This window comes from Bacillus sp. NP157, from assembly GCA_018889975.1.
Lineage (GTDB): Bacteria > Pseudomonadota > Gammaproteobacteria > Xanthomonadales > Rhodanobacteraceae > Luteibacter.
The window spans coordinates 4495001-4508503 of record CP076546.1 but is presented as its reverse complement, the minus strand read 5'-3'; the positions used below and the strand labels follow the sequence as shown (position 1 = coordinate 4508503).

The 13503-nt window shown below is 65.1% G+C and carries 10 protein-coding genes and 2 rRNA genes (1 of these 12 running past the window's edge); 1 reads left to right on the top strand and 11 read right to left on the bottom strand.

The features are described from left to right. Positions 1-32: 32 nt before the first annotated feature. From rodA to KPL74_20420, 5 genes are read right to left on the bottom strand one after another with little or no spacing between them, the layout of a single operon-like run. Positions 33-1259 carry a rod shape-determining protein RodA gene (gene rodA / locus KPL74_20440; GenBank protein QWT20100.1) on the bottom strand — a complete coding sequence of 409 codons (1227 nt, stop codon included), beginning with the start codon at positions 1257-1259 and terminating at the stop codon, positions 33-35. Beyond that, positions 1150-3165 carry a penicillin-binding protein 2 gene (gene mrdA, locus KPL74_20435; GenBank protein ID QWT20099.1) on the bottom strand — a complete coding sequence of 672 codons (2016 nt, stop codon included), beginning with the start codon at positions 3163-3165 and terminating at the stop codon, positions 1150-1152. Before mrdA ends, rodA begins: the two co-directional genes overlap by 110 nt. After that, positions 3162-3653 carry a rod shape-determining protein MreD gene (mreD, locus tag KPL74_20430; GenBank protein QWT20098.1) on the bottom strand — a complete coding sequence of 164 codons (492 nt, stop codon included), beginning with the start codon at positions 3651-3653 and terminating at the stop codon, positions 3162-3164. Before mreD ends, mrdA begins: the two co-directional genes overlap by 4 nt. Further along, positions 3650-4681 (bottom strand): rod shape-determining protein MreC, encoded by a 1032-nt coding sequence (mreC, locus tag KPL74_20425; protein ID QWT20097.1) that lies wholly within the window; start codon positions 4679-4681, stop codon positions 3650-3652. The genes mreD and mreC overlap by 4 nt, the downstream gene beginning before the upstream one ends. A 38-nt stretch (positions 4682-4719) precedes the next feature. After that, the gene (locus KPL74_20420) at positions 4720-5766 is read right to left on the bottom strand and encodes a rod shape-determining protein (GenBank protein QWT20096.1); all 1047 of its coding nucleotides are present in this window, start codon (positions 5764-5766) and stop codon (positions 4720-4722) included. A gap of 241 nt (positions 5767-6007) precedes the next feature. On the opposite strand from KPL74_20420, the gene KPL74_20415 reads away from it, so the two are divergent. Next, positions 6008-6955, top strand: a complete 948-nt coding sequence (locus KPL74_20415) for a carbohydrate kinase family protein (GenBank protein QWT20095.1) — start codon at positions 6008-6010, stop codon at positions 6953-6955. A gap of 61 nt (positions 6956-7016) precedes the next feature. On the opposite strand, the gene glpK is transcribed toward KPL74_20415, so the two are convergent. From glpK to KPL74_20385, 6 genes are all read right to left on the bottom strand, one after another. Then, positions 7017-8522 carry a glycerol kinase GlpK gene (glpK, locus tag KPL74_20410; protein QWT20094.1) on the bottom strand — a complete coding sequence of 502 codons (1506 nt, stop codon included), beginning with the start codon at positions 8520-8522 and terminating at the stop codon, positions 7017-7019. Between the two features lie 11 nt (positions 8523-8533). Further along, positions 8534-9370 carry an aquaporin family protein gene (locus KPL74_20405; protein ID QWT20093.1) on the bottom strand — a complete coding sequence of 279 codons (837 nt, stop codon included), beginning with the start codon at positions 9368-9370 and terminating at the stop codon, positions 8534-8536. Positions 9371-9415: 45 nt separating this feature from the next. After that, entirely contained in the window at positions 9416-10933 is a 1518-nt protein-coding gene (gene glpD, locus KPL74_20400; protein ID QWT20092.1) for a glycerol-3-phosphate dehydrogenase, read from the bottom strand. 324 nt (positions 10934-11257) lie between these two features. Next, positions 11258-12031, bottom strand: a complete 774-nt coding sequence (locus KPL74_20395; protein ID QWT20091.1) for a DeoR family transcriptional regulator — start codon at positions 12029-12031, stop codon at positions 11258-11260. A gap of 174 nt (positions 12032-12205) precedes the next feature. Further along, positions 12206-12320, bottom strand: a 5S ribosomal RNA gene (gene rrf, locus KPL74_20390). Between the two features lie 120 nt (positions 12321-12440). Beyond that, positions 12441-13503 (bottom strand): 23S ribosomal RNA (locus KPL74_20385); it runs 1822 nt beyond the window's last position.

Sequence of the window (13503 nt, the reverse complement as noted above, 5' to 3'; positions counted from 1 at the left end):
GCCTGGGGCGGGATTGAGCGCCTGTTCAGGCATTAATCGTGCAGTTTTCGATTGGCATGGATCGACATCAGGACGCCGAAGCCGGTCAGCAGCGACACCGCCGACGTGCCGCCGTAGCTGACCAGCGGCATCGGCACGCCGACCACCGGCAGGATGCCCGCGACCATGCCGCCGTTGACGGCGACGTACACGAAAAAGCTCATGCCGATTGCACCGGCCAGCAGGCGCGAATAGGTGTCGCGCGCGTTCATCGCGATCCACAGGCAGCGGCCGATGATGAAGGCGTACAGCAGCATGATCGCGAGCACGCCGACCAGGCCGAATTCCTCGGAAAACACCGCGAAGATGAAGTCGGTGGTGTGTTCGGGCAGGAAGTCCAGGCGCGACTGCGTGCCGTGCTGCCAGCCCTTGCCGAACACACCACCGGAGCCCACCGCGATCTTCGACTGGATGATGTGCCAGCCGTTGCCCAGCGGGTCGGATTCCGGGTCGAGCAGCGTGCGCACGCGGTTGCGCTGGTATTCGTGGAGGAACTGCCAGGCCACCGGGATCGCCGCACCCACGCTACCGACCAGCAAGCCGATCCGCCACCAGGCCATGCCCGAGAGGAACAGCGCGAACGCGCCTGCCCCGGCCACCAGTAGCGCCGTGCCTAGGTCGGGCTGCTCGGCGATCAGGCCGGCTGGCACAGCGATCAGCAGGCCGACCACGATGATGTCTTTCCAGCTCGGCGGCAGCTGCCGCGGATGCAGGTACCACGCCACCATCATCGGCATGGTCAGCTTCAGCAACTCGGACGGCTGGAAACGCATCACGCCGAGGTCGAGCCAGCGGTACGCGCCCCTGCCCTCGCCCAGCGCGGCGACCACCACCAACAGCGCCGTGCTGCCGGCATACAGCCACGGCGTCCACGAGCGCAGCACCGGCGGCGGGATGCGCGAGATGACCACCAGCAGCACCGCGCCGAGCACGAAGCGCGCGGCCTGGCCGCCGACCAGCGAATAGTTGCCGCCGCCCGCGCTGTACAGCGTGGCGAGGCCGGCGCAGGCCAGCAGGAACAACGCCAGCAACAGCGGCAGGTCCAGCCGCGGCCGGGTCAACAGGCGCAGGCCGAAGCGTTTCAGGCGGACGGTGAGTTGCTCAAGCACGTTACTGGTCCTCACCGTTATCGTCCGGCGGCGGCTCGCTGCTGGAGGACGACGCCGGCTGTGCGCCCTGCACGCTGTCGTCGCTGGCCGGCGCGCTTTCGATCGGCGCATCCGAGGTGGCGATCGGGCCCGGCGGCAACGCTTCCGGACGCGGGCCGCCCGAGTTGACCACCCACTGGTCAAGGATCTTGCGCACGATCGGGCCGGAATCCTGCGCGCCCCATGCACCGGCTTCGAGCAGCACGGCGACGGCGATCTTCGGGTCTTCCGCCGGGGTGTACGCGATGAACCACGCACGATGGCGCGAGGCCAGGTAGGCGCTGTTCTTGTTGTTGTCGTAGGCGTCGGTCTTGCGCGAGAAACGCTCGGCCGTACCGCTCTTGCCCGCCATCACGTAGGGGAAGCCGATGCCGACCTTCTTGCCGGTGCCCTTGCCCGAGTTGATCACGTCGATCATGCCCTGGTTCACCGCCTGCCAGTCGCTGTCGCGGCGGACCACCGAGGGCCCTTCCGGCGGGAACGACTGGGCGACGCGCGGGCTGTCGACGCCGTCCTGGGTGTCCAGCAGCAGGTGCGGCGCATACGGCACGCCATGGCCGGCGAAGGTGGCGATCGCATGGGCCAGTTGGATCGGCGTCACCGCCCAGTAACCCTGGCCGATGCCGGCGATGATCGTCTCACCCGGGAACCAGCCCGCCTTCGAACGCTTCGCCTTCCACTCGCGCGACGGCAACACGCCCTCGGCTTCGCCGACCAGATCGATGCCGGTCTTGCTGCCGAAGCTGAACTTCGACATCCAGCCCGAAAGGCGATCGATGCCCATGTCCAGCGCGAGCTTGTAGAAATACGTGTTCGTCGAATGCTCGATCGCCTGCATCATGTTGACCGTGCCGTTGCCGCCGCGATCGTCGTCGCGGTAGCAGCGGCTCTGTCCCGGGATGCAGAACTGGCCGTTCGAGAACACGGTGTCGCTGGGGCGGCGCAGGCCGAGGGTGAGGCCACCCAGGGCCAGCAGCGGCTTCACCGTCGAGCCCGGCGGGTACACGCCGCGCAGGGCGCGGTTGTACAGCGGCTTGTCCGGATCGGTGGTCAGCGACTTGTAGTCGGCCGAGCTGATGCCGTTGACGAACAGGTTGGGATCGAAGGTGGGGAAGCTGGCGAACGCGAGCACCTGGCCGTTGCGCGGATCGATCGCGATGGCGGCGCCGGGGCGTCCCGCGAGGCCTTCCAGCGCGGCCTTCTGCAGGCGCGTGTCGATCGACAGGTAGATGTTCTTGCCCGGCGTCGGCGGCGTGGTGTCGAGCACGGCCTGGGTGCGGCCGTCGGCGTTGACCTCGACCAGCTCATAGCCCGGCGCACCGTGCAGCAGCTTCTCGTAGGAGCGCTCGATCCCGATCCGGCCGATGTGGGTGGTGCCCTTGTAGCTGGCCTCTTCCTCGTCGTCCATGCGATCGAGGTCGTCCGAATCGATGCGGCTCACATAGCCGATCACGTGGGCGAACTCGGGCCCCATCGGGTAGCGCCGGGTGAGGTACGGGACCACGTCCACGCCGGGGAATCGCCAGCGATTCACGGCGAAACGGCCGATTTCGTCTTCGGTGAGCTTGAGCTTCAGCGGCACGCCTTCGAACCGGCGGCCCTGCTTCACCTGCTTCTTGAACAGGGTGATGTCGTCGTCGCTGATCGGCACGACGGCACCCAGCTCGGCGAGCATCTTGTCCATGTCGCCGACCTGTTCCGGCGTCACTTCCAGGCGGAACGCGGGCACGTTGTCGGCCAGCAGCACGCCGTTGCGGTCGTAGATCAGGCCACGCGCCGGCGGGATCGCGCGCGGCTTGATCCGGTTCTGTTCCGAACGCGCGGCGAATTCGTCGTGGTGGTAGACCTGCAGGTACACGTAGCGCGCGCACACGGCGGCCAGGCCCATCAGGATCAGGGCAAACCCGGCCAGCGCGCGGCGGCGGAACAACGCCACCTCACCGCGCACTTCCTTGATGGAGGCGCGCCGCCTGCTCATGCTTCGTGGATGCGCAATCGCGCGCGCAGGTCGTCGAGGATCAGGAACAGGAACGGCCACAGGGCCGCGCCGACGAACGGCGAGATCCAGTACTCCGGCGGCGGCAACGGATCGCCGCCGAACACGCGGATGAGCAGCAGCAGGATGCGGTCGTTGAGCAGGAAGGCGAGCACCGCCAGGGTCTGCTGCCACATCGGGAAGAAGCGCAGGCGCGAGCGGAAACGCAGCGCGATGAAGACCATCGCGGTGAGGCGCATGGCCTGTTCGCCGAGCACCACGCCGTTGAACAGGTCCGCGCCGACACCCAGGCAGAAGGCGAGGCCGAGGCCGACCCGATCGCCCGACTGCAGGCACCAGTACAGCAGCACCAGCGCAGGCCAGTACGGCTTGAACGGGGTGAGCGGACCCGGCAGCGGGATCAGCATCAGGAACAGCGAGGCGAGCAGCGTGGCGGCGAACCAGAGCTGGCGGACGCGCGTCTTGTTCATGGCGTGGCCCCGCTGCGACCGGTGGAAGAAGTGCGTGCCGGCGCGCCACTGACGGTCGGCGAGGTCACCGACGGCAGGGTCGGGCGTGGCGCGGCGCTGGAGCTGGACGGCGCCGGTGCGTTCGGATCCGGGGCCAGGCCCGGCGGCGGACCGACCGGCTGGGCGACATCGGGCGGTCCCGCGGGCTCGGCCAGGTCGTGCAGCAGCAAGACGTCTTCGCTGCGGTCGAGGTCGGCCGAGGGCACGGCATTGGCCGACAGGAAGGTGCCCGACGGGGTCTGGCCCACGTCGCGGACCACGCCCACGGGGAAGCCCGGCGGGAAACGCCCGCCCAGGCCCGAGGTGACCAGCTTGTCGCCGGCCTGCACGTCGGCCGAGACCGGGATGTTCGGCAGCGAGAGCATGTCGCCCGCACGCGAGCCGTAGGCCACGGTGCGCAGGCCGGTGCGTTCGATCGTGACCGGGATGGCGTGGTTCGGATCGGTGATCAGCATCGCCACCGAGGTGGTCGGCATCACTTCGACGATCTGGCCCATGACGCCGCGCGCATCGATCACCACCTGGCCCGGCTTCACCTGGTCGCGCGAGCCGAGGTTCAGCACGATGCGATGGCGGAAGGTTCCGAGGTCCACGCCGATCAGGCGGGCGAGCTGCACGCTGATCGACAGGCTGTGCTGGGTGTCCAGCAGTTCCTTCAGGCGGGTGTTCTGCTCGGCGACCGAGGCCATGCGGTTGAGCTTGGCGTTGGCCAGCAGCAGGTCTTCACGCAGGCGCTGGTTGGCCTCGGTGAGGCGCTGCCGATCGGCGAACGCCACCGTCGCCGCCTGGAAGCCCTGCGAAGGCAGGCCGGCGATCCGGTAGACGGGCTCGACGATGATCGACAGCCCGTAACGGACGTTCGCCAGCCAGCCGCCGCGATGGTCGAGGACCATCAGCACGCAGGCGAGCGCGAGGTAAACGATCAGGCGCAGCGTTCCCGCCACGCCGGGCGAGAACAACGGCGACTTGTCGTCGCGATTGAGGGCCATGGATTAGCGCGCCCAGGCCGACGCGGCGCGCGCGTCCATCATTCGAAAGCGAAGAAGTCGCTGCCGTGCTGGTCGATCATTTCCAGGGCCTTGCCGCCGCCACGCGCCACGCAGGTGAGCGGGTCGTCGGCCACGGCCACGTGCAGGCCGGTTTCCTCGGAAATGAGGCGATCCAGGTCGCGCAGCAGCGCGCCACCACCGGTGAGCACGATGCCGCGCTCGGCCACGTCGGAGCAGAGCTCCGGCGGGGTCTGCTCCAGCGCGGCCTTGACCGCCGCCACGATGCCGGAAAGCGGCTCGTGCAGGGCTTCCAGCACTTCGTTGGAGTTGATGGTGAACATGCGCGGCACGCCTTCGGCGAGGTTACGCCCGGAGATTTCCATCTCGCGGACTTCGCTCTGCGGGAAGGCGCAGCCGACCTCGAGCTTGATCCGCTCGGCGGTGGATTCACCGATCAGCGTGCCGTGGTTGCGGCGCACGTAGTTGATGATGGCCTCGTCGAAGCGGTCGCCGCCCACGCGCACGGACTGCGAGTAGACGATGCCGTTGAGCGAGATCACCGCCACTTCGGAGGTGCCGCCGCCGATGTCGAGGACCATCGAGCCACGGGCCTCGTGCACCGGGATGCCTGCACCGATCGCGGCCGCCATCGGCTCTTCGATCAGGAAGACGTCACGGGCACCGGCGCCTTCGGCCGATTCCTTGATCGCGCGGCGTTCCACCTGGGTGGAACCGCAGGGCACGCAGACCAGCACGCGCGGGCTGGGACGCAGCATGCGCGAGCGGTGGACCTGCTTGATGAAGTGCTGGAGCATCGCCTCGGTCATGGTGAAGTCGGCAATGACGCCGTCCTTCATCGGGCGCACCGTGGCGATGTTGCCAGGGGTGCGGCCGAGCATGCGCTTGGCGTCGCCACCGACGGCGGCAACGGCACGAGGGCCACCCGGACCACGGTCCTGGCGGATGGCGACCACCGACGGCTCGTTCAGGACAATGCCCTGGCCGCGCACATAAATGAGCGTATTGGCCGTGCCGAGATCGATGGAGATGTCGTTCGAAAAGAGTCCGCGGAACTTCTTAAACATGATGCGGCGGGCGCCCGGTAGCCGGAAAAAGTAAGCAGGGAAGTCTAAGTTGCGCCCCCCCATCACGCAAGGGCGAAGAAGTTAAGAAAGCCTTGTAAGTCTGAATGATGCGTGCGAATCCTGTACCGATCCCGTAAATCTGTACGCAAATGCGGAGGTCGCCTCGACCGGCGATTTTTAGTACGATCCGCCGGTTTGCCGGAAGCCGTTCCGGATCATCTTATTCAGGGTTGCTTACACGATGACTGCCGTAATCTGCGGATCGCTCGCCTATGACACCATCATGGTGTTCCAGGACCAGTTCAAGAACCACATCATTCCGGATCAGGTGCACATCCTGAACGTGTCGTTCCTGGTCCCGGCGATGCGTCGCGAGTTCGGCGGCTGCGCCGGCAACATCGCCTACAACCTGAAGCTGCTCGGCGGCGAGCCGATGCCCGTGGCCACCGTCGGCCAGGATTTCGCCCCGTACCGCGCGCACATGGAAAAGCACGGCATCCGCCTCGACGGCGTGCGCCAGTACGACGACATGTTCACGCCGCAGTGCTTCATCACCACCGACCTGGATAACAACCAGATCACCGCGTTCCACCCGGGCGCCATGTCCAACGCGCACGACAACCACGTGCGGGACATCCCCGACTACGAGTTCGGCATCGTCGCACCGGATGGCCGCGAAGCCATGCTGCAGCACGTGGACGAGTTCGCCGCGCGCGGCGTGCCCTTCATCTTCGATCCGGGCCAGGCGATGCCGCTGTTCAACGGCGACGAGTTCCGCTCGATGATCGAGAAGTCGACCTACGTCATCGTCAACGACTACGAGTCGCAGCTGCTGCAGCAGCGCACCGGTTGGGATGCCGCGACCATCGCCTCCAAGGTGAAGGCCTACATCGTGACCGTCGGCCCGCGTGGTTCGATGATCCACGCCGGTGGCGAAACCATCACCATCCCGCCGGCCCGCGAGCGCCAGGTGGTCGACCCGACCGGTTGCGGCGACGCGTACCGCGCCGGCCTGATCTTCGGCATCATGAAGGACTACGACTGGGCCACCGTCGGCCGCATGGCCTCGCTCATGGGCGCACTGAAAGTCGAACACCCGGGCACGCAGAACCAGTACTTCACCTACGAGCAGTTCGTGGCGGAGTTCAAGGACCAGTTCGGTTACGAGTTCGGCCAGGCATCGGCGTAAAGCTGCATGAAAAACGGGGCGGCGCATCACTGCGCCGCCCCGTTTTTTTATGCCCACACGATCAATTACGCGGCTTGAATCCCATCGTGGCGTTGACCGCCTGCTTCCACCCGTCGTACAGGTCGTCGCGGGTTTCCTTGGTCATCGCCGGCTTGAACTCGCGATCCACCGCCCAGCGCTTGGCGATGTCTTCCTTGCTGGCCCAGAAGCCGACGGCCAGGCCGGCGAGGTAGGCCGCGCCCTGTGCCGTGGTTTCCTGCACCTTCGGGCGTAGCAGCGTCACGTCGAGGATGTCGGCCTGGAACTGCGCCATGAAGTCGTTGGCGATGGCGCCGCCGTCGGCACGCAGTTCCTTCAGCTGGATGCCGGAATCGCTTTGCATCGCTTCGAGCACGTCGCGGGTCTGGTAGGCCATCGATTCCAGCGCGGCGCGGATGAACTGTTCCTTGGTGGTGCCGCGGCTGAGGCCGAACACCGCGCCACGCACGTCGCTCTTCCAGTACGGTGCGCCGAGGCCGACGAAGGCCGGGACGAAGTACACGCCGTCGTTGTCCTTCGCGCGCTCGGCGTACGACTGCGAGTCGGATGCCTTGCCGAGCATGCGCAGGCCATCGCGCAGCCACTGGATCACCGAGCCGGCGACGAAGATGCTGCCTTCCAGCGCGTATTCGACCTTGCCGTCGAGGCCCCACGCGATGGTGGTGAGCAGGCCGTTCTTCGACGGCACCGCCTTCTCGCCCGTGTTCATCAGCATGAAGCAGCCGGTGCCGTAGGTGTTCTTCGCCAGGCCCGGCTCGAAGCAGGCCTGGCCGAACAGCGCCGCCTGCTGGTCACCCGCGATGCCGGCGATCGGCACTTCGCGGCCGAAGAAATGCTTCGGCTGTGTGCTGCCATAGACTTCGCTGGACGACTTCACTTCCGGCAGCATCGACTTCGGCACGTTGAGCATCTTCAGCAGCTCATCGTCCCACTGCCGCTTGTAGATGTCGTACATCAGCGTGCGCGAGGCGTTGGTGTAATCGGTGACGTGGACCTTTCCGCCGGTCAGGTTCCAGATCACCCAGGTGTCGATCGTGCCGAACAGCAGTTCGCCCTTCTCCGCGCGCTCCTGTGCACCTTCGACGTGGTCGAGGATCCAGCGCACCTTGGTGCCGGCGAAGTACGCGTCGATCAGCAGGCCGGTCTTGTCGCGGACCATCTGGTCATGGCCTTCCTTCTTCAGCCGTTCGCAAATGTCGGCGGTCTGGCGCGACTGCCACACGATCGCGTTGTAGATCGGCTGGCCGGTGGCCTTGTCCCAAACCACCGCGGTTTCGCGCTGGTTGGTGATGCCGATCCCTTCGATGCACGACGCGTCGATGCCCGAGCTGCTGATGACTTCGGTCATCGTCGACAGCACGCTGGTCATGATCTCGCGCGGGTTGTGCTCGACCCAGCCCGGCTGCGGGAAGATCTGCGGGAACTCACGCTGCGCCGTGCCGGCGATGTTGCCGTCGTGATCGAACAGGATGGTGCGCGAGCTGGTGGTGCCCTGGTCGATGGCGAGGATGTATTTCTGCTTGCTCATCTCTGGCCTCTTTAACGGGTGGTGTTGGAGGAATTGCGACCGGCGGCCTGGCGCGCTTCTTCAAGCGCACGCTGGCGGGCCGGCAGGAAGGGATGCACGAGCAGCTGGTAGGCACCGCCGCCAACGACACCGCCGATCAGCGGGCCGACGATCGGAACCCACCAGTAGTTGTCCGGCGAAGGCAGCGCCGAGGAGCCCCATCCGGCGAAATACGCGAACAGGCGCGGGCCGAAGTCACGCGCGGGGTTGATCGCCCATGCTTCGAGGTAACCCATCGACGCACCGATGGTGGCGACCAGCAGGCCGATGATCAGCGCGCCACTGTTGGCGCCCGGCGCGGTCTCGTTGTACTGCTCGGTGATCGCGAAGATACCGAACAGCAGGAAGGCGGTGAGGATGATCTGGTCGGACAGCGCGTGCATCGGCGTGATCGCCAGGCCCGGGTGGGTGAAGAACACACCCGCGGCACCGCCCGCTTCGCGGGTCAGGTTATGCGTTTCGTTGAAGTGGTCGATGACCGGGCCGTACAGGGCGTAGACGATGGCGGCACCGAGGAACGCACCGATCACCTGCGCGATCCAGTACGGCACCACTTTCTTCCACGAGAAGTCGCGGAAGACCGCCAGCGCGAGGGTCACCGCCGGGTTTGCGTGCGTGCCCGACACCGAGGCCGTCGCGTAGATCGCGATGGTGACGGCAAGGCCCCACGCGATACACACGCCCCAATACGCATTGAGGTAGGGACTGGGGTCGTAGAGCACGTACATGCACGCTACGGAATCGCCGAATGCGATGATGATGAACATCGCGAGGGCTTCTGAGATCAACTCGCCGAACTGTTGCCGCATGATCCGTCTCTCCATCGGTTTCATGGTTGGGGTAGCGCCGGGGCGTTACGGGGTGGGGGTCGTCGGGGCCTTGGGCACCCGCTGATCCAGGTATTCGGTGAGGCGGCGGACATCGTCCGGACCGACGCGCAGGCCGATCTTGCTACGCCGCCAGAGGATATCTTCGGCTTCGGTGGCCCATTCGTGGCGCACGAGGTAATCCACCTCGGCCTGGTACAGGTCGGAGCCGAAATGCTTGCCCAGCGCGTCGAGCCCGTTGGCTTCGCCCAGCAGGTCGCGCGCACGGGTGCCGTACATATGGGTGAGGCGCCAGGCGAAGGCTTCCGGCAGCCACGGACGCGACGCGCGGATGTCGTCGGTGAGGGCGTCGATGTCACGCTCGCCACCGCCGGGCAGCGGCCTCGCGTCGGCCGTCCAGGCCGGCTTGTCGTTGCCCAGCAGCGGGGCGAGCTTGTCGACCGCCTCCTCGGAGAGCTTGCGGAACGTGGTGAGCTTGCCGCCGAAGACATTGAGCAACGGTGCACCACCGGTCTGGTCGATATCCAGCAGGTAATCGCGCGTGACTTCCGAGGCGCTGCCCGCTTCGTCCTGCAGGAGGGGACGTACGCCGCTATAGCTCCAGACGACATCCTTCGGGGTCAGCTGCTTCTTGAAGTAGCGGTTGACCGCCTCGCACAGGTACTGGGTTTCCTCCGCGTCGATGGTGGGATGCGACGGGTCGGCCTTGTACTCGATGTCGGTGGTGCCGATCAGGGTGAAGTCGCGCTCATAGGGGATGGCGAACACGATGCGGCGGTCAGGCTGCTGGAAGATGTACGCGTAGCGGTGGTCGAAGATCTTCGGCACAACGATGTGGCTGCCCTTGATCAGGCGCAGGCTGTGCGTGTGCTTCACGTGGGCGACGTCGTCGAGGAAGCTGGCCGCCCACGGGCCGGCCGCGTTCACCAGCGAGCGGGCACGGACGAAGTGGCGGGTACCATCGCGTGCTTCGAGCTCGGCGATCCACGCATCGCCATCGCGGCGTGCGCTGACGCAACGCGTATGGGTCTCGATCTTCGCACCGCGGTGCACGGCGTCCATGGCGTTGAGCACCACCAGGCGTGCGTCCTGGACCCACGCATCCGAATAGACGAAGCCCTGGGTGAACTCGGCACGCATCGGTTCGCCGGTGACGTGCTTGGCAAAGCGGACGCGGCGCGAACCGGGCAGCGTGCGGCGACCGCGGCCGAGATGGTCGTAGAGGAACAGGCCGATCCGGATCATCCACGCCGGGCGCAGGTGCGGCTGGTGCGGGAGGACGAAGCGAAGCGGCCAGATGATGTGCGGTGCGGCACGCAGCAGCACTTCGCGCTCGGCCAGCGCCTTGCCGACCAGGGCGAATTCGAATTGCTCGAGGTAGCGCAGGCCACCGTGGATAAGCTTCGTCGCCGCACTTGAAGTGTGCGAAGCCAGGTCGTCGCGCTCGCACAGCCAAACCGACAGCCCGCGCCCTACCGCGTCGCGGGCAATACCCACGCCGTTTACGCCACCGCCAACCACCAGGACATCGACCTGCTCAACCATTACACGCTCCGCTCAATAGGGGCGAAGGTGCCTGCACGCGTAAAACCCTACGCTCGGGTACGTTCGATAACGAACATTTCACACGACAGGACACGCTTCGCTGGCGTCAAAGGAGCATATTCGAACACAAACGAACATCGCACGCTGCAACGCAGCGTAAACCACCCCACAGGCCCGCCCCTGTAGGAGCGCGCCTGCGCGCGAGAAGCCAACGAAGCGATGAGGCACGGGCGATCAGGATGACTAGCGCGATGAGGATGAGCCGAGGGCGATGAAGATGAGCTAGCTGCAATACGTCAGGACCCATCGCGCGCAGGCGCGCTCCTACTCGGCAATATGCAGCTGGGTGCCGGCGGCAGCCAGCACGGGCACCAACTCCTCCGGCGGCGCCTTGTCGGTGTACCAGGCGTCGATCCGCGAGAAGTCGCCCAGCTTGACCATGGCGTTGCGCCCGATCTTCGTATGGTCGGCGCCCAGGATGACCTGGCGGGAATGTTCGACGATCGCCTGGGCGACGCGGACCTCGTGAAAGTCGAAGTCGAGCAGCGTACCGTCCAGCTCGATCCCGGAGATACCGATGATCCCGTAGTCCACCTTGAACTGGCGGATCAGGTCGATCGTGGTTTCGCCGGTGACGCCGTGGTCGCGCCCACGCACGACCCCGCCGGCGACGATCACCTCGAAGGTGGGGTTGTCGCTGAGCAGGATGGCGATATTGAGGTTGTTGGTGATGACGCGGAGGTTGCGGTGCTCGAGAAGCGCACGCCCTACCCCCTCGTTGGTGGTACCGAGGTTGATGAAGATCGAGGATCCATCGGGGATATGCGCGGCAATGGCGCTGGCGATGCGGTTCTTCTCCGCCGCCTGCAGCGTCTGCCGGGCCGCGTAGGCCACGTTCTCGATGCTGGAGGGCGCGCTGACGCCGCCGTGGTAACGGCGAATCAGGCCGCCATCGGCAAGCAGGTTGAGGTCGCGGCGAATGGTCTGCGGCGCCACGTCGAAATGCGTGGCCAGCTCGTCGACGGCGACGAAGCCCTCGCGCTGGACGATCGCGACAAGCTCTTCCTGGCGACGGTTAAGGCGTAGATCCGTAGTCATGGCGTAAGCGTACCCGATGAAACCCAATGACATGTAGGAGCGCGCCTGCGCGCGAAAGCCAACGACGCGGTGAAGCCGAGGGGCAAATCGCGCGCAGGCGCGCTCCTACAGCGATCCAAATCGCAGGCAAAAGAAAACCCGGTCTCAGATGAGACCGGGTTTCCAGGATAAAGCCCCTGGCGGTGACCTACTCTTGCATGGCTTGAGCCACACTACCATCGGCGCATGCGCGTTTCACTTCTGAGTTCGGGATGGGATCAGGTGGGACCACGCCGCTATAGCCGCCAGGGAAGGGGTGGGAGCAGCGCTTTTCGAGCGCCGGCTCCACAGAGGGTGTAAACGAGTGACAAGCGTCCGGGAACGTCCGGATCGAAGCTTGAGTTAAGACGGTGAAGCGTCTTGGGGTTATATGGTCAAGCCTCACGGCTCATTAGTACACGTAAGCTCAATGCATTGCTGCACTTCCACACCGTGCCTATCAACCACCTAGTCTTGATGGTGCCTTAAGGAGAGTCTAGCTCTCGGGAGATCTCATCTTGAGGCGCGCTTCCCGCTTAGATGCTTTCAGCGGTTATCGCTTCCGTTCGTAGCTACCGGGCAATGCCATGGGCATGACAACCCGAACACCAGCGGAACGTCCACTCCGGTCCTCTCGTACTAGGAGCAGCCCCTCTCAAATCTCCAACGCCCACGACAGATAGGGACCGAACTGTCTCACGACGTTCTGAACCCAGCTCGCGTACCACTTTAAATGGCGAACAGCCATACCCTTGGGACCGGCTACAGCCCCAGGATGTGATGAGCCGACATCGAGGTGCCAAACACCGCCGTCGATATGAACTCTTGGGCGGTATCAGCCTGTTATCCCCGGAGTACCTTTTATCCGTTGAGCGATGGCCCTTCCATACAGAACCACCGGATCACTAAGACCTACTTTCGTACCTGCTTGATCCGTCGATCTCGCAGTCAAGCACGCTTATGCCTTTGCACACAGTGCGCGATGTCCGACCGCGCTGAGCGTACCTTCGTGCTCCTCCGTTACTCTTTGGGAGGAGACCGCCCCAGTCAAACTACCCACCATACACGGTCCCTGATCCGGATTACGGACCTAGGTTAGAACGTCAAGCACTTCAGGGTGGTATTTCAAGGATGGCTCCACCAGAACTAGCGTCCTGGTTTCGTAGCCTCCCACCTATCCTACACAGAAGAACTCAACGTTCAGTGTAAAGCTATAGTAAAGGTTCACGGGGTCTTTCCGTCTTGCCGCGGGAACGCTGCATCTTCACAGCGATTTCAATTTCACTGAGTCTCGGGTGGAGACAGCGCCGCTGTCGTTACGCCATTCGTGCAGGTCGGAACTTACCCGACAAGGAATTTCGCTACCTTAGGACCGTTATAGTTACGGCCGCCGTTTACTGGGGCTTCGATCAAGAGCTTCGCCTTGCGGCTGACCCCATCAATTAACCTTCCAG